General features: G+C 63.7%; 11 protein-coding genes. 6 read left to right on the top strand and 5 right to left on the bottom strand.

The genetic code is table 11. From position 1 onward, the window contains the following. Nucleotides 1-2: 2 nt before the first annotated feature. From VJ464_07940 to VJ464_07915, 6 genes are all read left to right on the top strand, one after another. Nucleotides 3-1,928, top strand: coding sequence for a nucleoside-diphosphate sugar epimerase/dehydratase (locus tag VJ464_07940; GenBank protein HKQ05044.1), 1,926 nt, complete (start codon nucleotides 3-5; stop codon nucleotides 1,926-1,928). Nucleotides 1,929-2,006: 78 nt separating this feature from the next. Beyond that, nucleotides 2,007-3,197: an L-2-hydroxyglutarate oxidase gene (lhgO, locus tag VJ464_07935; GenBank protein ID HKQ05043.1), complete on the top strand. Its 1,191-nt coding sequence runs from the start codon at nucleotides 2,007-2,009 to the stop codon at nucleotides 3,195-3,197. Between the two features lie 21 nt (nucleotides 3,198-3,218). Next, nucleotides 3,219-3,779 (top strand): dTDP-4-dehydrorhamnose 3,5-epimerase, encoded by a 561-nt coding sequence (gene rfbC, locus VJ464_07930; GenBank protein ID HKQ05042.1) that lies wholly within the window; start codon nucleotides 3,219-3,221, stop codon nucleotides 3,777-3,779. A 141-nt stretch (nucleotides 3,780-3,920) separates the two neighbouring features. After that, nucleotides 3,921-4,571 (top strand): hypothetical protein, encoded by a 651-nt coding sequence (locus VJ464_07925; GenBank protein HKQ05041.1) that lies wholly within the window; start codon nucleotides 3,921-3,923, stop codon nucleotides 4,569-4,571. Between the two features lie 206 nt (nucleotides 4,572-4,777). Next, nucleotides 4,778-5,794, top strand: a complete 1,017-nt coding sequence (locus VJ464_07920) for a hypothetical protein (protein ID HKQ05040.1) — start codon at nucleotides 4,778-4,780, stop codon at nucleotides 5,792-5,794. A 20-nt stretch (nucleotides 5,795-5,814) separates the two neighbouring features. Then, nucleotides 5,815-6,591 carry a lytic transglycosylase domain-containing protein gene (locus VJ464_07915; protein HKQ05039.1) on the top strand — a complete coding sequence of 259 codons (777 nt, stop codon included), beginning with the start codon at nucleotides 5,815-5,817 and terminating at the stop codon, nucleotides 6,589-6,591. 57 nt (nucleotides 6,592-6,648) lie between these two features. On the opposite strand, the gene VJ464_07910 is transcribed toward VJ464_07915, so the two are convergent. The 5 genes from VJ464_07910 to VJ464_07890 form a co-directional block, all read right to left on the bottom strand. Next, a complete protein-coding gene (locus VJ464_07910) occupies nucleotides 6,649-9,105 on the bottom strand; it encodes an ABC transporter permease (GenBank protein ID HKQ05038.1) in 2,457 nt (818 codons plus the stop codon). Nucleotides 9,106-9,221: 116 nt separating this feature from the next. Further along, nucleotides 9,222-11,708, bottom strand: a complete 2,487-nt coding sequence (locus VJ464_07905; protein ID HKQ05037.1) for an ABC transporter permease — start codon at nucleotides 11,706-11,708, stop codon at nucleotides 9,222-9,224. Between the two features lie 86 nt (nucleotides 11,709-11,794). Beyond that, nucleotides 11,795-12,967, bottom strand: a complete 1,173-nt coding sequence (locus tag VJ464_07900) for a hypothetical protein (protein ID HKQ05036.1) — start codon at nucleotides 12,965-12,967, stop codon at nucleotides 11,795-11,797. A gap of 120 nt (nucleotides 12,968-13,087) precedes the next feature. Beyond that, a complete protein-coding gene (locus VJ464_07895; GenBank protein HKQ05035.1) occupies nucleotides 13,088-15,505 on the bottom strand; it encodes an ABC transporter permease in 2,418 nt (805 codons plus the stop codon). A 24-nt stretch (nucleotides 15,506-15,529) separates the two neighbouring features. Beyond that, the gene (locus VJ464_07890) at nucleotides 15,530-17,974 is read right to left on the bottom strand and encodes an ABC transporter permease (GenBank protein ID HKQ05034.1); all 2,445 of its coding nucleotides are present in this window, start codon (nucleotides 17,972-17,974) and stop codon (nucleotides 15,530-15,532) included. Between the last annotated feature and the right edge of the window lie 202 nt (nucleotides 17,975-18,176).

Here is an 18,176-nt window from a genome sequence, read left to right as displayed (position 1 = left end):
TTATGATCGAAGCAAACGCCATCCGAAATCGGTCGCGCGTCTGGTGGGCGTGGCTGCTCAACCGCCGCGTCCAGTTCGCCATCGATCTGGTCACGCTGGTCGCCGCCTTTGCGCTGGCTTATCTGCTGCGCTTCGATTTCGACGTGCCGCGAGACAACTGGCTGGCGGCGCTGCGCCAGTTGCCTTATGTCGTGCTGCTGCAATTCGGGGCGCTGGCACTGGCCGGCGTCTATGCCTTCATCTGGCGCTTCATCGGCATGGCCGAAGTGCGCGCCTTCGTCAACGCGGCTTACTGGGCGCTGCTGCCGATCCTCTTCATCCGCGTCGCCCTGCCCGCTGAGTATCATCAATGGCGCGTGCCGCTGTCGGTCATGCTGGTTGACACGCTGCTGGCCTTTGGCGGCGTGCTTGGTATGCGCGTCCTGCGCCGCGCCCTCTACGAGCGTTACGAGAAACAGTTGCAGACCGGCACGGCGCGCAGCCTGCCGAAGAAACCTGTCTTGCTGATCGGCGCGGGCCGCGCAGGGGCGCTGGCGGCGCGCGAGATTCGCAGCCGCGGCAACCTCGACATCGAAGTCAAAGGCTTCATCGATAAGGACCCCGATAAACAAGGCTCGGTGATTTATGGAGTGCGTGTTCTCGGCACCCCCAACGATCTGCGCGAGCTGGTCGAGAAGCTCAAGATCGATCACGTCGTCATCACGCTGGCCAGTGCCTCGGGCCAGGAGATTCGCCGCATCGTCGAGCTGTGCGAGCGCATCCCTGTGCGCGTCCGCATCATCCCGGCGCTGCATGAAATTCTCCAGGGGCGCGTCGAGGTGAGCCGCATCCGCGACGTGCAGATCGAAGACCTGCTGGGGCGTGACCCGGTTCACCTGGACGAAGCGGAGACGCGCCAATTTCTCGCCGGCAAGGTGGTGCTGGTGACCGGCGCGGGCGGATCGATTGGCGCAGAGCTGGCGCGGCAGATCGCCGCCTTTGCGCCCGCCACACTGGTGCTGGTCGAGCGCGCCGAGTTCGCCCTCTTCAACATTGATCGCGAGCTGCGCGAGACCTGGCCGGCGCTGCGCATCGTCGCCCTGGTCGCAGACGTCGGCGACGCGGTGCGTATGCGCGCCATCTTTCAGACCTATCGCCCGCAGGTCGTGTTGCACGCCGCTGCTCACAAGCATGTGCCGATGATGGAAGGCAACGTCACCGAGGCCGTGAAGAATAATGTGCTGGCGACGCGCCTGGTCGCACAGCTAGCCGGCGAGCAGCAGGCCGAAGCCTTCGTGTTGATTTCGACCGACAAGGCGGTGCGCCCGACTTCGATTATGGGCGCGACCAAGCGCGTCGCCGAGCTGGTCGTGCAAGACTTGAATCAACGCTACCGAACGCGCTTCGTGGCGGTGCGCTTTGGCAACGTCATCGGCTCGGCGGGATCGGTGATTCCCATCTTTCGCGAGCAGATTCGCAAAGGCGGGCCGGTGACGGTCACGCACCCGGAGATGGTGCGTTACTTCATGACGATACCCGAAGCCAGTCAACTGGTCTTGCAGGCCGGGGCGATGGGCGACGGCGGCGGAATCTTCGTCCTCGACATGGGACAGCCCGTGCGCATTCTCGATCTGGCGAAAGACCTGATCGCGCTTTCGGGCCTGCGGCCCGGCGAAGATGTGGAGATCGTCTTCAGCGGCATACGGCCCGGCGAAAAGCTCTTTGAAGAGCTTGAAATCGCTGAAGAGGGCCTGGCGACAACCCGCCACCCGAAAATCTTTGTCGGCCATCTCGCCGTTCACCCGCCCGGACAGGTGCGCGAGCTGCTGGCGCGCCTCGCGGCTTTAAGCGAGAACGGACAGGACGCGGAACTGCGGCGCTCGTTGAGCGAGTTTCTGCCCGAGGCGCAGCTCGCTGAGGTCGAGTGCGCTACCGGCGCGGCGGATTAGACCATGTGGCGCAAGGCGGTTAGCTTGCGCTGTGACTCGCGCAAGCTAACCGCCTTGCGCCACACTAATGAATCGGCCATGCATGACGTGATGGTGATCGGCGGCGGCATCGTCGGGCTGGCGACGGCTTACCGCTTGACCGAACAGTACCCGCGCCTGTCGGTCATCGTTCTCGAAAAAGAATCGCGGCTGGCGGCGCACCAGTCGGGCCACAACTCCGGCGTCTTGCACTCAGGCATCTATTACAAACCCGGCTCGCTGAAGGCGGCGGCCTGCCGCGCCGGCAAGCAGGCGATGCAAGCCTTCTGCGAGCGCGAGGGCATCCCCTATAACCTCTGCGGCAAGGTCATCGTCGCCGTTGATGAATCTGAGCTTGCCCTTTTGCAGTCGCTTTACGAGCGCGGGCGGGCCAATCAGGTCCGCTGCGAGATCATCGGGCGCGAGCGGTTACGCGAGCTTGAGCCGCACGCCGAAGGATTGCAGGCCATCCATGTACCTGAAGCCGGCATCACGGATTATCGGGCGGTTTGCGAGCGCCTGGCCGAGCGCGTCCGTGAGCGCGGCGGCGAAGTCCGCTGTGGGGCGCAGGTCACCGGCCTGAAAACAACGGCGACAGAAATTGTCGCCGAAACCACAGCGGGCGCGTTCGCGGCGCGCTACGCCGTCAACTGCGGCGGCTTGCACGCGGATCGCGTGGCGCGGCTGGCGGGCGTGCGACCGCCGCTCAGGATCGTGCCGTTTCGTGGCGAGTATTACGAATTGACCGGCCAGGCCGAGCCGCTCTGCCGGGCCTTGATCTATCCGCTGCCCGACTCGCGTTTCCCATTCCTCGGCGTCCACTTCACGCGGATGATCCGAGGCGGCGTCGAATGCGGCCCGAATGCCGTGCTGGCGTTTGCGCGCGAAGGCTACCGCAAGCGCGACGTGCGTGCGGGCGACCTGCTTGAAGCCATCACCTACACAGGCTTTTTGAAACTGGCGCGACAACACTGGCGCATGGGGGCGCACGAGATGTGGCGCTCGTTGAGCAAGTCGGCATTTGTGAGGGCGCTTGCGCGGCTGGTGCCGGAGATTCGCGCCCGTCATCTGGTGCCAGCGCCCGCAGGCGTGCGCGCTCAAGCCATTGACGCGGCGGGAGCGATTGTGGATGATTTCGCTGTCGCCGAGCAGCCGCGTTTGGTCAACGTCCTGAATGCGCCGTCGCCGGCAGCCACCGCGGCGCTGGCCATCGGCCATCTGATCGTCGAAAAGCTGGCGGCGCAGTTCTGAATCAGCTATGAGTAATAAGCGATGAGACGAATCGATACGCCATTGCCGGAAGTCTGTTTGATCGAGCCGACAGTCTGGCGCGATGCGCGCGGCTTTTTCTTTGAGAGCTATCAAGAGATGAAATTTGCCGAGCTTGGCATCCGCGACCGCTTCGTGCAGGACAACCATGCCCGCTCTGTGCGCGCCACGCTGCGCGGCCTGCATTACCAGGTCCACCGCCCGCAGGCAAAGCTCTGCCGCGTTATTCAAGGCGCGGTGCTAGACGTTGTCGTCGACGTGCGTTGTGGCTCGCCGACATTTGGCTGGCACATTGCCGAGGAGCTGTCCGCCGAGAATCAGCGCATGGTCTATGTGCCGCCGGGCTTCGCGCACGGCTACGCGGTGCTGACCGAGACCGCCGAGTTTCTTTATAAGTGCAGCGATTACTACTTCCCGCAGTATGAGCGCGGCATCTTGTGGAGCGACCCGGCGCTCGCCATAGACTGGCGCATCGCCCATCCCCTGCTTTCGCCGAAAGACCTGGCGCACCTGCCGCTCGCCGACATTCAGGCAGCCGACCTGCCGGTTTACGAAGCATCCTAGTCGCCGTACAACTATTGTTGACAGAAGAATAAAAAGGAAAAAACCGTTGACTTTTGCAAGCCCATGTCCTATTCTGAGGCTGCCATTTTCGGCGTTGCACAGCCATCACTTGCCCGAGCGATTGCTGTTGAAGGAAGGGTTATGAGATTGCCATTTAGAACTCTGAAAACACTGCTCAGCCTCCTGTTGGCCTTCACCGTGACCAGCCTGTTCACGCTGCGCGCTTTCGCGGCGGATGAAGTGAAAATACCTGTCAACGACCCTGCCGCCGTGCAGGATTGCACCGGCACCTTGACGATCAAAAGCGGCAAGGTGATGGTCAATGGCAACGAGGCCCAGACCGGCGCCACAGTGATGAATGGCAGCGTCATTTCGACGAGCGATAATGGCGGCGTCATCATTGACCTGGGCGCGCTCGGGCGCATTGAGCTTGGCCACCACACGACGCTGACGATGAACTGCGGAGCGGGAATGATTCAAGGGCGGACGACCTGCGGCGGCAGAGTCCGCATCGAAGACCGCGCCGGCCAGGTGAATGTGACCGTCCCGAAGGTTGAAACCATCCTTCCCAACAAAGACAAGAGCTTTGACGACCCGGTGGAATTCACGGCGCCGGCCGGCAGCAGCATCATGATTGAATGCGGCCGCCGCAAAGCCGCTGGCTTGCTGCTTGGGCCCGGGCTGATTGGGCTGTTAGCGCTGCTTGGCGTCGGCGCGGCAGTTGCCGCCGGTGTGGCGCTCGGCAATGGCGACACTTCGGCAGTGGGCCGTCAGCCGGTCAGCGCTTCTTGAGCCCGCCGCCCGGCACGGAGATGGTGCCGGCGATTTTCAGAAAGCCCCGGCGAATCTAGCGCCGGGGCTTTTCCTTACCCGGCTCCGCTTTCGACTTGCCCGAGCGAAGCGCTTTTGCCAGAATGTCTTGCCACAACAGCGTCTGTCGCGCCGCCAACCTGCGGCGCGGCGCAAAGCGAAATCATGATCAATCCGAGGAGGCGCAATTGAAGTTCACGCGATTTATTCCTCTCATCGTCCTATGTGTGCTGACGCTGGCCAGCGCCGCGCTGGCGCAATCGCCCATCGTCACCTTACAGCTCGGCCCCGACCAGATCGGCGTCGTCAAGACGTCGGTCGGCATCTCGACGCGCATTGCCTTTCCTGAGCCGGTCGCCGAGATCATCTGCGGCGATCTCTACAACGCGGCAGACGGCAAAGGCACCTTCGTCGTCGCCCGCAGCGGTTCGGATCAAAAACCTGGCAACGACATCTACGTCAAGCCGGTCGGCGCCAGGGGCCAGAGCAATATGTTCGTCAAAACCGGCGATGGTAAGCGCACTTACAATTTCGATTTGAACATTGTGCCGCCGGCGCAGGCGCACCGCGTCATCAATGTCACCGATGCGACGCCGAACGCGACTTCCGCCGGCACGGACGGGACGCGGCCCAGTCCCTCTAGCCCCTGTCCCGACGCCGACCGCATCCGCGCCGATGCCGAAGAGCAGGGCCGCCGCAAAGCCGATGAAATCCTGCGCAATGCTCGCCAGCAGGCCGACCGCATCGCCGGCGAAGCCGAGGTCCGCATCAACGAGGCTAGCCGCCAGTCGTCAGAACGCGCCACCCAGGAATCCGACCGCCGTTTCGTGCAAGCCCTGATGCTGCTGCGCGAGATTCGCATCGCTAACCCGAAGGTGACGACCAAGAAAAAGATCATCGTCTCGCTTGATCCGTCGCGCGTCATGTTGCTCGGAGACAGGGCCTACATTCGCTACACGATTCAAAACGCCGGCGCCGAAGATTTCACCTTCAACGCATTGACCCTTGAGACCGCCACCGGAACAGAGACCAAGCCGCTGACCGTCGAGGTGGTGCAGAACAAGTCGGAGAACCGGCTGGCGGCGGGCGAGACCCTGACCGGCATCGTCGTCTTTGACCCGAAACAGGTGGACGCCAAGGACAAGCTGGCCTTCTACCTGCGCGCCGATGACCATCTGGAAATAACTCACGTTACGATTCAGTAAGTGTGATAGAATTGGCCGGTATGTCGAAAGCCGTAGTCATGATGTTGCTGGTGCTGGCGCTTCCGCTCGCGGCGCGGGCACAGACGACATTGAAGCCGCCGCCGCGCCCGCCCGTGCCGATGTCGCTTGAAGACCAGGAGCGCGCGCGCAAAGAAGAGGGCCTGCACCGTCAGGCTGCTGACGCGGCAGCCACCCCGGCATCAGCTCAGCTCAAGGTGCCGAGCGCTTCGACCAGCCGCCACATCTCGACCGGCAATGTGGCGTTCGACTCGATGATCTACGAAGCCTCGACGCAAAACGGCCTCGACCCCTGCTTGATCGTTTCGGTGATGCGCGCCGAGTCGGGATTCAATCGCATGGCGGTGTCGCCGAAAGGCGCTTCGGGCTTGATGCAGTTGATGCCGGCGACCGCCGAGCGTTTCGGCGTCAAGAACATCTTCGACCCGCGCGAAAACATCCTCGCCGGCGCCAGGTATCTGCGCTGGCTGCTCGACCGCTTCAGCGGCGACGTGCGGCTGGCGCTGGCCGGATACAACGCCGGCGAAGGCGCCGTCGAGTTCTACGGCAACCGCATCCCGCCATTCCTTGAGACGCAGAATTACGTGCGGACGATCTACATGCGCTACAGCGGCCTGCATCTCGGCACCGCAACCAGCCAGCCGGCCACCGCTGCCGCACCTCCCGTGACTGCCGCCCCCAGCGCCGCCGAGCCGCCGAAAGCGGACGCCAACCCTTCCTACAATCAAATCATCCGCTTCACCTCCACGTCAGGCGATGCCGCCAAAAGCGGCAACTGAATCGCCGCCCGCCGATCACATCTTTCACTCATCCCTTTGGACGATTTGTAAGCGACCTTACTCAGAGCGCAGGGCGATGATCGGGTCAACTTTCGTCGCGCGCCGCGCCGGCACGTAGCTCGCCGCGAGCGACACCAGCACCAGCACCAGCGAGGTGCCGGCAAAGGTCAGCGGGTCAACCGCGGTGACGCCGAACAGCGAGCTGGCCACCAGCCGCGTCAGCCCGAAGGCCGCGCCCAGACCGATGACCACACCCGCCGAAACCATCAGCGCTCCCTGTCTTAATACCAGCCCCATCACGTTGCCGCGACTTGCGCCGAGCGCCATGCGGATGCCGATCTCGCGCGTCCGCTGCGCCACCATGTAGCTCATCACGCCATACAGGCCGACCGCCGCCAGCAACAGCGCCAGTACGCCTGCCGACCCAAACAAGGTCGCTTGCGTGCGCTCGCCCTGAAGCGATTGATTGACGCGCTCGCTCATATTCTCGACATTCAGCACCGAGAGCTTCGGGTCGAGCGATTGAATCTCGCCGCGCAGCGCCGCGATCAACTGCGTCGCATCGCCGGCGGCGCGGACGTGCAAGTTCACCTGCGGCGCGTAATCCTGTTCCAGCGGCATGTAGACCAGCGGGCGCGGGCGCTCTGTAAGGCTGGTTACTTTGACCTCGCGGGCGATGCCGACGACCTGGCGGTACTCTTTATCACCGAAAAACTTAAAGCGTTTGCCGACGGCGTCCTGATCGGGCCAGAAACGTTTGGCCATGACCTCGTTGACGATGACCACGGGCGGCGCTTTCTGGTCGTCAGTTTCGGCGAAGTCGCGCCCTTGAACGAGCGAAATGCCGAGCGTCTCGAAGTAGCGCGGGCCGATGTCGTTGGTCTGCACCAGCACGCCGCGCCCACCCGGCGCCGGCTCCTGGCCTTCGAGAAAGACGCTGCGCAGCAGGCCGAAGCTCACCGGGCGGTCACGCGCAATCGTCGCCGCCTGCACGCCGGGCAGCGCCGAAACGCGCTCCAACAGCAAGCGGTGAAACTGGCGGGCCTGCGCTTCGCTGTAGCCTTCGCGCCCGAGGTTGAAGCCCATCAGCACGACGTTGTCGGTGATGAAGCCGGGGCTGACGGCTTTCGCCTTTTGCAGGCTGCGCACGAACAATCCGGCGGTGATCAGCGCGAACAGCGACAGCGCCACCTGCAAGACGACCAGCACCTTGCGCAGGTTCAAGCGGAAGCCGCGCTGGCCGACCGGCACGGTGATGTCGCCTTTGAGCGTCGGCACCAGATCGGCTTTCGATGCTTGCAACGCCGGCGCCAGCCCGAACAGCAGGCCGCTTAAGAGCGTGATGGCGAGTGTGAAGAAAATCACCCGCCCGTCTAATTGAATGGCGCTGGCATTCGGGCCGCCGCCGAAGGGCACCAGCGAGCTAATGACATCTTTAGTCCAGAACGCCACCAGCAGGCCGACCGCGCCGCCAATCAGCGACAGCACCAGGCTCTCGGTCAGCATCTGGCGAATGAGCCGCGCGCGGCTGGCGCCGATGGCCACGCGGATCGCAATCTCGCGCCGCCGCCGAGTTGCGCGCGCCAGCAAGAGGTTGGCGACGTTGGCGCAAGCGATCAACAGGACGATGCCGACAATGCTCATCAGCAACGCCGACATTCGGACGGTGTCGCCATTGCCCTGCGGGTCGAGCCGCGCTTCGAGCAGCGGCACCAGGCGGACGCTGCGCCCTTCGTTGTCTTGCGGGTACTGCCGTTCCAGCTCCCCGGCAAGCGCGGTGACAGCCGATTGCGCCTGCGGCAGCGAAACGCCCGGCTTCAGCCGCCCGACCACAGTGAAGGCCAGGCCGCGCCGCGCGTCATAAAACATCGCCAGGTCGGGCTGCACTTCGCGGTGCATCATCATCGGAATCCACATGTCGGGCGAGCCGCCGATGTCTGTGCCGGTGAAATCTTTTTGCGTAATGCCGACCACAGTAAAATCAAGGCGGTTGAGCGAGATGGTTTGTCCGACAATCGCGGGGTCGCCGCCAAAGTCGCGCTGCCAGCAGCCGTAGCCCAGCACGACGACCGGGTGCGTGCCCGGCGTGCGGTCTTCGTCGGGCAAGAAGGTTCGCCCATAAAGCGGCTTGACGCCGAGCACGTCGAAGTAGTTGCCGGTGACGACTTCAGCGAATAGCTGCCGCCCTTCGCCGGCGTTGCGATTCAGATTGACCGCCGCAAAGTTGTAAGCGGCCAGGCCATCGAATACGTCGGTCTTATCGCGGTAATCGAGAAAGTTATAATGCGACACCGGCAACGGGCCGGGATTCTTCTGATCAATGGTGAAGAGCGACACCAATTGCGCGGGCTCGGCGACCGGCAGCGGCGCGAGCAAGAAGGCATTGATGACGCTGAAGATCGCCGCGTTGGCGCCGATGCCTAAGGCCAGCGAGATGACCGCCACCGCCGTGAAGGCGGGATTCTTCATAAGCATCCGTAAGCCGAAGCGAATGTCTTTGATCAAAGTTTCCATCAGCAAACCTCCAGTGAGGGTAATGGGTGTTGGGTGCCGGGTGATAGGTGTCAGGTGATGTGTGCCGGACAACGCGGCGCCCTCTTCCTCAACACCCGGCACCCAACACCCAACCCCTATTCGTAGCGCAGCGCGACCATCGGATCAACCTTCGTCGCGCGGCGCGCCGGCAGGTAGCAGGCCAGCAGGGCCGCGCCAGTCAGCAGCAGCGCGATCAAGGTGAAGGTTGTCGGATCAGTGGCGCTCACCATGTACAACTGGCTCGCCAGCACACGCGTCGCGGCATAAGCGGCGCCGACTCCGACGATCAAGCCGGCGGCCACCAGTATTGTGCCTTCTTGCATCACCAGCCGGAAGACGTCCGCGGGCCGCGCGCCCAATGCCATGCGGATGCCGATCTCGCGCCGCCGCACGACCACACTGTAAGCCATCACCCCATAGAGGCCAATGCCGGAAAGCAGCAGCGCCAGCCCCGCGAACAATCCCAGCAGCAAGGCGATGAAGCGTGTGCGCGAAGTGACTTCGTTGCTGCGCTCGGCCATCGTCAGCACACGCGTCACCGGCACGTTGCGGTCTAAGGCCAGGGCTTCGCGGCGCACGGCGGCGACCAGCCCGGCTTTATCCGCAGACGTCCGCACAATCAGCAGAGAAGCCGCGTCGGTCGGCTGCAAAGATGAGAGATAGACGTCGGGGCCGATCAGCTCTTCGAGCTTGCCATATCTCACATCATCAACGATGCCGACGATCTCGACGAACTCTTCGGCGTTCGGGTACTCGGCGCCGACGTAAGGCTTGATGCGCTGGCCGATGGCCTCTTCGTCAGCAAAGTAGCGCTCGGCGGCGGCGCGGTTGATGACGGCGACGCGCGGCGCGCCGATGCGGTCTTGCGCGCTGAAGACGCGCCCGCGAATCAATTGAATGCCGAGCGTCGCAAAATAATCGGGCGACACGCTGTGCAGGCCGACGAAGGCGGGCTGTCCCTCCTGGCGGCCCTGCACGTCCATCACCGTCATGCTCGAATAGCCGAGCAGCGGCGCGGTCGAGCCGAGGCTTGCCGATTCGACGCCCGGCATCGCTTGCACGCGCTCAAGTAGTTGCGTGTAAAACTCCGGCTTAACGCCGCGACCGTACAGCGACATGGTGACGACGCCGGCGGGCGCGAATCCGAGGTTGACGGCTTGCAGTCGCAGAAGACTTTTCACCATCAGCCCGGCGCTCGCCAGCAGCACAAACGATAAAGTGATCTGGGCGACGATCAGCAGGCTGCGCGGCGACAGCCGGCGCTGCGGACGGAAGCCGGCTGCCGAGCTGCCGGCGGTCTCTTTCAGCGCCTCGTTGAGGTTCGGGCGCGACGCCTGCAACGCCGGCAGCAGTCCGAAGATCAAGCCGGTCACCAGCGCCAGCGCCAGATCAAAAGCCAGCACGCGGCCATCGAGATGAATCTTGAAGAAGTCGAAGGTGCGCGTGTAGCTCGACCAGAATTGCGCGTTATCGCTCGGCTTGAAACTGGTCAACAGGTCAACGCCCCACCAGGCGATCAACAGGCCGAGCGCGCCGCCTGCGAGCGCCAGCATCACGCTTTCGGTGAGTAACTGGCGGATGATCTGCGCGCGGCTGGCGCCGACGGCCAGGCGAATAGCGATCTCGCGCTCGCGTGACACGGCGCGCGTCAACAAGAGGTTGGCGATGTTGGCGCAGGCGATCAACAACACAAAGCCGACCGCCGCCAGCAAGATAATAAACGAGCGGCGAATCGCCGGATCAACATTGGCATCGCGCCAAAACCGCAGCGTCACCACAGGCCGCGCCGAGCCGCCCGGCCCGCGCTCTGACGGGCTGGGATAAACCGCCTCGATCTGCTCGCTGACGTTCAGCATCTCTTGCTGGGCCTGCGCGACCGTCACCTCAGGCCGCAGCCGCGCCACCACCTCTAACCAGTAATTTCGCGCGTTCACGAGCACGCGCGGGTAACGCAGCAGCGGCGCGTTGGTGATCGGCAGCCACACCTGCGCCGTGCCCTGTTGCCCATTGAACCCGGCAGGCATCACGCCGACAATCGTAAAGCTGCGCTTGTCTAGCTCGATGGTCTTGCCGACGACTGCCGGGTCGCCGCCGAAGCGCCGCTGCCAGAGCGCGTAGCCGAGCAGCGCCACAGGCTGCGCGCCACCCTTGCGGTCTTCGTCTTCGCTGAAGGTGCGCCCGGCGATGGCTTCGACGCCGAGCAGCGGGAAGTAGCTGGCCGAAACCAGCTCGGCCTGCAAACGCTCCGGCTCGTCTGTGCCCGTGAGGTTGAGGCCCATCTGACTGCATGCGGCGATGGCCGCGAAGCTCTGACTCTGATCGCGCAAGACCTCGAAGCGCGGGTAAGACCATACCGTCGGCGCCGCGTCCTTCTCCGACGAGGGCGCGGCTTGAAAGACCTTGACCAGTTGTTCGGGCTGGCGGTAAGGCAGCGGGCGCAGCAAGACGGCGTTGACCACCGAGAAGATCGCCGTATTGGCGCCGACCCCTAAGGCCAGGGTGAGAACGGCGATTAAAGTAAAGCCGGGCCTTCTCGTCATCACACGCAGGCCGTAACGAATGTCGTGAACCAGGTTACTCATCGCACCCTCATGTGGCGCAGGCTGTTAGCTTGCGCGAGTCCGTGCGCAAGCTAACAGCCTTGCGCCACATCAAGCCGAAAGCCGCTCTATCGATAGATGGCCGACAGCACGCGCCCGCGCTCATGCTCGGACTGGATGCCGCGCGCCGCGTCCACGACCGCGCCGCGAACCGTCTCGTCGCGCCGGTGGGTGTCGGCGACACGAATGAGCAACTGCGCCTTCTCGTAATCCGAGTCGAGGAGAGTCGCCCCCTTGACCACGGTCAGCCAGGTTTGTTGATTCGCCGGATTGGTGTCGAGCAGGCCCGTGATGGCGCGGCCCTTCTCGTAGTCGGACTTGATGGTTTTGGCGGCGTCGAGAAACGCCAACTGTAAGCTTTCATCCAACGGGAAGACGTGCGAGAGCTTCACCAGCAACTCGGCCTTCTCGTAGTCGGACTTGATGACGTTGACGGAGTTGAGCACGAAAAGCAGGTTGTCTTTGTCGAGGATGTCTTTCTTCAACACCGCCTTGAAGGCCCGCCCGCGCTCGTAGTCGGAATGGATTGTGCCGGCGCCTTCGAGGTAGACCGAGCGGAAGCGGTCGTCGCGCAGATAGGTGCCGGCCATGCGGATGAGCATTTCCGCCTTCTCGTAGTCCGACGAAATCTCGCGCGCCGCCTGCCGCAAGGCGAGCCGCGCCGTCTCGGCGTCGAGGTTGCCTTGCTTGAGCAGCTCGCTGAAGTAGAGGCGCTTGACGTAGTCGCCCTCAAGCTTGGAAATCTCTGCGAGCACGCTGCTCGGCCCGCCGCGTTCGAGCAGCCGGGTGACGCGCGCCGGCGCGTCGTAGCCGCCTTGCCGCACCGTGGCGTTCAGGATTTTCGCGACCCAGGCGCGGGCCTCGGCGTCCAGCGGCTTCGGCTCGCCATTGACCGAGTAAGCGCGTTTGATGCCGTCGGCGCCCGGCGTCGCCTCGAACTTGCGGGTCACGCCGCCGCGCCGCTCGCTGATGCGCAGCTCGCCGTTGGCTGGCGAGATCGCGGTGATGTCGCTGTAGTCTTCGGCGAATTCGACCTTGCCGCGAATCGTCACTTGCAGATCGACGTGGTCGTCAATCTGGTGCCAGGTCCAGCGGTTTTCGTCGGTATCGTTGGAGTGTTCGATGTGGGTTGTCGAACTCGACGACTTCTTCGTCGCCTGCGCCGCGCAGACGAGCGGCAGCGAGCAGACGGCGGCAGAAAGCATCAAGAGAGAGAGTGAAGCGAGTGATTTCTTAAGCATGATAATTCCCCTTTGAATTGCGGATTGCGGATTGCGGAATCTGGAACCGCGGATTCTCTTCTTAGCTAATAAAACTCCAGAGCAAGTTCGATAATCCGCAATCCGCAATCCGCAATCGGATCATTCGTATCTCAGCGCGATCATCGGGTCAACCTTCGTCGCCCGGCGGGCGGGCACGTAACAGGCTCCCAGAGCCACTCCCGCCAGCAGCAGCGGAATGGCGATGAAGGTCAACGGGTCGGTGGCGCTGACCCCGAACAGCAGGCTCGCCATCAGCCGCGTCGCTAGTAGTGCGCCGCCAAGTCCGAGCGCCAGGCCCGCAATCGTCAGCACCATGCCTTGTCGCACGACCATGCCGAGCACGTTACGCGGCTGCGCGCCCAATGCCATGCGGATGCCGATCTCGTGCGTGCGCTGCGTCACTGAATACGACATCACGCCATAGATGCCGACCGATGCCAGCAGCAGCGCGACGACCGCAAAGCTGCTGAACAGCATCAGGTTCAAACGTTCCGGCGCAATCGAATCGGCGCGCAGTTTCTGCATGGAGTTGAGATTGGCTATCGGCTGATTGGGATCAATGGCTAGCACCTGCTCGCGCGCCGCTGTGGCCAGAGCCATCGGGTCGCCGGTGGTTTTAATGGTCACCGTCATGCCGTTGCTCGGCTGCTGGCGGAAGGCGTAGTAAGACTGCACGCGATCCGAATCCTGCTTCAAGCCGTCCATCTTGACGCGGCGCACGACGCCGATGATTTCGGTGGTCGGATTATTGGGGTTATTGCCGCCAATGCGCAGGCGTTTGCCAATCGGGTCTTCGTCCGGCCAGTAACGGCGCGCGAACTCTTCGTCAATGAGCGTGACGCGCGGCGTGTCTTTGGTGTCGGCGGCGGTGAAGGAGCGCCCTTTCAGCAGCGTAATTCCCATGGCGCGGAAGTAATCCGGCGTGGCAACGGCGGCTTCGGTGAGCGGCGTCTTGCCGGGATCGGGCGGCGGCTGACCATCGATGACGAACGACGTCTGCCAGCCGTTGTTGCCGAGCGGCAGGCCCGACGACAGGCCGACCACTTCGACCCCCGGCAACTGGCGCAGACGGTCGGCAAGCTGCTCGAAGAAGGCGACCTGTTGCGCCTCTTCCTTATATTTTTGCGGCGGCAGCGCGACGTTAAAGGTCAGCAGGTTGTCAGCATTAAAGCCGGGATCAACCTGCTGCAAGCGGTAAAAGCTGCGAATCATCAAGCCGGCGCCGACCAGCAGCATCATGGTCATCATCACTTCGGCAACCACCAGCGCGTTGCGCAGAACGTGGCGGCGGCCCGTCGAGCCGCGCCCGGCATCTTTCAGCGTTTCGTTGAGGTCGGGCTTCGAGGCTTGCAGCGCCGGCACCAGGCCGAAGATGATGCCGGTCAATGCGGCGATGGCAATCGTGAAGACCAGCACGCGATTGTCGACGCCGATCTCGCGCGCCCGCGGGATGCTGTTCGGACTGATGGCGATGATTAGCTTCACGCCCCAGCTCGCCAGCAGCAGGCCGAGCGCCCCGCCGGCGAAAGATAGCAAGATGCTTTCGGTCAACAACTGGCGGATGATGCGCCAGCGGCTAGCGCCCATTGCCGTTCGTATCGCCATCTCTTTCTGCCTTGATGTAGCGCGGGCGAGCAAGAGATTGGCGACGTTGGCGCAGGCGATCAACAAGACCAGCGCGACGACGCCGAGCAGCACACGCATCGCCGGTCGGACGTCGCCGACAAAAGCTTCGAGCGCCGGGGTGATCGACACGCGGTTGCCGGTGTTGGAATCGGGGTACTGCCTTTCGAGGTTGACGGCGATGCTCTCCATGTTGGCGCGGGCCTGCTCAAGCGTTACGCCCGGCTTGAGGCGGGCGATGCCGTAGAGCCCCGGATGATTGCCGCGACTCTCCCAGCCGGGGTTTTTGGCCGACAGCCCGACGGGCGTCCACAACTCGACGCGGGCCGGGAACTGATAATCGGGCGACATCACGCCGATGACCGTGTAGCTGCGCTCATTGAGTGTCAGTTGTTGATTGAGGATGCCGGGGTCGCCGCCGAAGCGCCGCTGCCACAGGCCGTAGCTCAGAACGACGACCGGCGTGGCGTCCACCTTATCGTCATCGCTCGTAAAGACGCGGCCCCGCATGGCATTGACTCGCAGCGCCGCGAACATATCCGCCGACATCATGCCGCCGGTCAGCCGTTCGGGCTCGCCCGTGCCCGTCAGGTTGTAGCTCTGGCGGCGATAGACGCCGATGTTTTCAAAGACCTCGTTCTGGGCGCGCCAGTCGTTATAGTTCGGGTAAGAGATCGACATCCCTTCGATCATCGGATGCGACTCGGATAAAAAAACGAGCTGCTCGGAATCGGGGTAGGGCAGCGGTTTGAGCAGCACCGAATTGACGACGCTGAAGATGGCCGTCGTTGCGCCGATGCCGAGCGTCAAGGCTAAGACCGCGACAACCGTGAAGCCAGGATTCTTGAACAGCATTCGCGCGCCATAGCGCAGGTCTTGCCAGAGTGTGTTCATAAGTTTCTCCTTGACCAGTCCCTCTTATTCGTACCTGAGTGCCACCATCGGGTCGACCTTCGTCGCGCGGCGCGCCGGCAGGTAGCAGGCCAACAGCGCCACGCAGATGATCAGCACGGCAATGCTGAGGAAGGTCAGCGGGTCGGTGGCGCTGACTTCGAAGAGCAGGCTTTGCATCAAGCGTGTGGCCGCCAGTGCGCCCGCCACGCCGACGCCCACGCCGGTCACCGCCAGCAGCGCGCCATGCTTCAGCACCAGCCGCAGAATGTCCGTCCGCTGCGCCCCCAGCGCCAGGCGCAGGCCGATTTCATGCGTGCGCTGCGTCACCGAGTAAGCGATCACGCCATAGATGCCGATGCCCGCGAGCAGCAGCGCCACGATGGCGAACAGGCTCGACAGCGCCAGCGTCAGGCGGCGCTCGGCGACCGCCTCCGACATGATCTTGCTCATCGCCCTGGTTTCAAAGACCGGCTCGTTGGGATCAAGCGTCTGAATCGCTTGCTGCGCGGCGGCCAGCAGCGCCGCGTCGTCGAGCCGCGAGCGCAGCGCGATGGTGTCAAACGGCCAGGGGTTTTGCAGGTTCGGTTGGTAGGCGTGCATTCCCGATTCGACGTTCAAGCCATCGTGCTTGACGTCTGCGGCCAGGCCGACGACTTCCGTCCAACGGAAGTTCGGCGACTTTGGCGAATCAAAGGTGAAGTGCTTGCCGATGGGGTCCTGGTCGGGCCAGAGCGTCCGCGCCATCGTCTCGTTGACGACCGCCACCGGCGGCGCGTCCTCGTTGTCGCGGTCGTTGAACTCGCGCCCCTTAAGCAAGGGGATGCCGAGCGCGTTGAAGTAACCGGCGCTGACCATGTGCATGCCGGCGATCAACTCTTCGCCCTCTTTGTTCGGGGCGCGGCCTTCGACGGTGGGGTTGCTGGAGCTGTTGGTGCCGGCAATCGGCAAGTCGGTGCCGATGGCCACCGACTCGACGCCGGGGATGGCTTCGAGCTTCGGCCCGAGCGCCTTGAGGAATTGCAGGCGCACGCCAGGCTTCCCGTACTGCGGGGCGATCAACCCGACCCGCATCGTCAGCAAGTGATCCGGGTTGAAGCCGGGGTCAACCGCCTGCAAGCGCATGAAGCTGCGCACCAGCAGCCCCGCCCCGACCAGCACGATCAGCGCCAGGGCGACTTCGGCCATCACCAGCCCGTTGCGCAAGTGGTGCCGTGCCCCGCCTCCCGAAACGCTGCGCGTTCCTTCCTTGAGCGTTTCGTTGATGTCGATGCGCGAGGCAAACAACACCGGCGCGAAGCCGAACAGGATGCCGGTCAGCAGCGACGCCGCCAGCGTGAAAGCCAGCACCGGCAGGTCGAGGCCGATTTCGTTGAGCCGCGGCGTGTCGGCGGGACTGAGCGACACCAGCAGCCGGACTCCCCACGCTGCCAGCAACACGCCGACCGTGCCGCCGACCAGGGCGATCAGCAGGCTCTCGGTGAACAACTGCCTGATGGTGCGCCAGCGGCTGGCGCCGAGCGCGGCGCGAATCGCCATCTCGCGCGAGCGCCCGGTGGCCCGCGCCAGCATCAGATTGGCGACGTTGGCGCAGGCAATCAGCAACACCAGCCCGACCGCGCCGAAGACAATCAACAGGGCCGAGCGAAGCTGGCCGGTGATGCGTTCGTGCAGCGGCACGAGGCGGACGGTGTGGTTGGCCGTCTGCGGGTACTGCTGATGTATGCGGTCAAAGATCGCATCGATGTCAGCCTGCGCCTGCTGGCGCGTGACGCCCGCCTTCAGCCGCCCCATGACTTTGAGGAAATGCGAGCCATGAGTTTGCAGCCACTGTTCGTTGCGTTCAGTGAACACAAAATCCGGCACCGTCGCATGGGGGTTGACCCAAATTTCGGCGCGCTCGGCTGGCGCCTGGAAGTCGGGCGGCATGACGCCGATGACCGTCACGTCTTCGCCGCTGATGCGCAGGCTCTGGCCGATCACCCTGGCGTCGCCGCCGAAGCGCCGCTGCCACAAGGGATGGCTGAGGATGGCGACGCGGGGCGCGCCCTTTTGCCCGTCGTCGGCTTGCAGCACGCGACCGAGCGCCGGGGCGACGCCGAGCATGTCGAAGTAGTTGGCCGAAACAATCTCGCCGCGCAGCGGTTCGGGAGTGCCTTCGCCGGTCAACGTCAGCAGCATGTCGCGGATCCCGGCCACCTGCTCGAAGGTCTGGTTCTGCGTCTGAAAATCGACAAAGTCGCCCGGCGAGAACGGCGCCCTGGCGAGCTGGGGCTGCTGCTCCCACCACCAGACGAGGCGGTCCGGTTCCTTGTACTTTAGCGGCCTCAGCAACACCGCGTTGACGACCGAGAAGATGGCCGTGTTCGCCCCTATCCCCAGGGCGAGCGTCAGTACCGCTACCGAGGCGAAGCCCGGATTCTTCAGCAGCATCCGGGCGCCGAAACGCAAGTCATGAATTAACGTCTCCATCGCTTCGCCTCAGAAGGACGTGATGAGTGATGAGAGGAAGACACGGCCCGCCTTCTCTCATCACTCGTCACCCATCACTCATCACTCATATCGAAGCGCCACCATCGGGTCCACCTTCGTCGCGCGGCGCGCGGGGAGGAAGGCGGCGACGAGCGCGACCGCGGCGAGCACGAGCGCGATGGCGGCGTAGGTCATCGGGTCA

Source organism: Blastocatellia bacterium (assembly GCA_035275065.1).
Taxonomy (GTDB): domain Bacteria; phylum Acidobacteriota; class Blastocatellia; order UBA7656; family UBA7656; genus DATENM01.
This window is presented reverse-complemented; position numbering and strand designations above follow the sequence as displayed.

Excerpts from the sequence above, each read along its gene's own strand:
- VJ464_07895 (HKQ05035.1), bottom strand. The coding sequence starts at position 15,505 with ATGAACACACTCTGGCAAGACCTGCGCTATGGCGCGCGAATGCTGTTC.
- VJ464_07925 (HKQ05041.1), top strand. The coding sequence starts at position 3,921 with ATGAGATTGCCATTTAGAACTCTGAAAACACTGCTCAGCCTCCTGTTG.
- VJ464_07910 (HKQ05038.1), bottom strand. The coding sequence starts at position 9,105 with ATGGAAACTTTGATCAAAGACATTCGCTTCGGCTTACGGATGCTTATG.
- VJ464_07940 (HKQ05044.1), top strand. The coding sequence starts at position 3 with ATGATCGAAGCAAACGCCATCCGAAATCGGTCGCGCGTCTGGTGGGCG.
- VJ464_07890 (HKQ05034.1), bottom strand. The coding sequence starts at position 17,974 with ATGGAGACGTTAATTCATGACTTGCGTTTCGGCGCCCGGATGCTGCTG.
- VJ464_07915 (HKQ05039.1), top strand. The coding sequence starts at position 5,815 with ATGTCGAAAGCCGTAGTCATGATGTTGCTGGTGCTGGCGCTTCCGCTC.
- lhgO (HKQ05043.1), top strand. The coding sequence starts at position 2,007 with ATGCATGACGTGATGGTGATCGGCGGCGGCATCGTCGGGCTGGCGACG.
- VJ464_07905 (HKQ05037.1), bottom strand. The coding sequence starts at position 11,708 with ATGAGTAACCTGGTTCACGACATTCGTTACGGCCTGCGTGTGATGACG.
- rfbC (HKQ05042.1), top strand. The coding sequence starts at position 3,219 with ATGAGACGAATCGATACGCCATTGCCGGAAGTCTGTTTGATCGAGCCG.
- VJ464_07900 (HKQ05036.1), bottom strand. The coding sequence starts at position 12,967 with ATGCTTAAGAAATCACTCGCTTCACTCTCTCTCTTGATGCTTTCTGCC.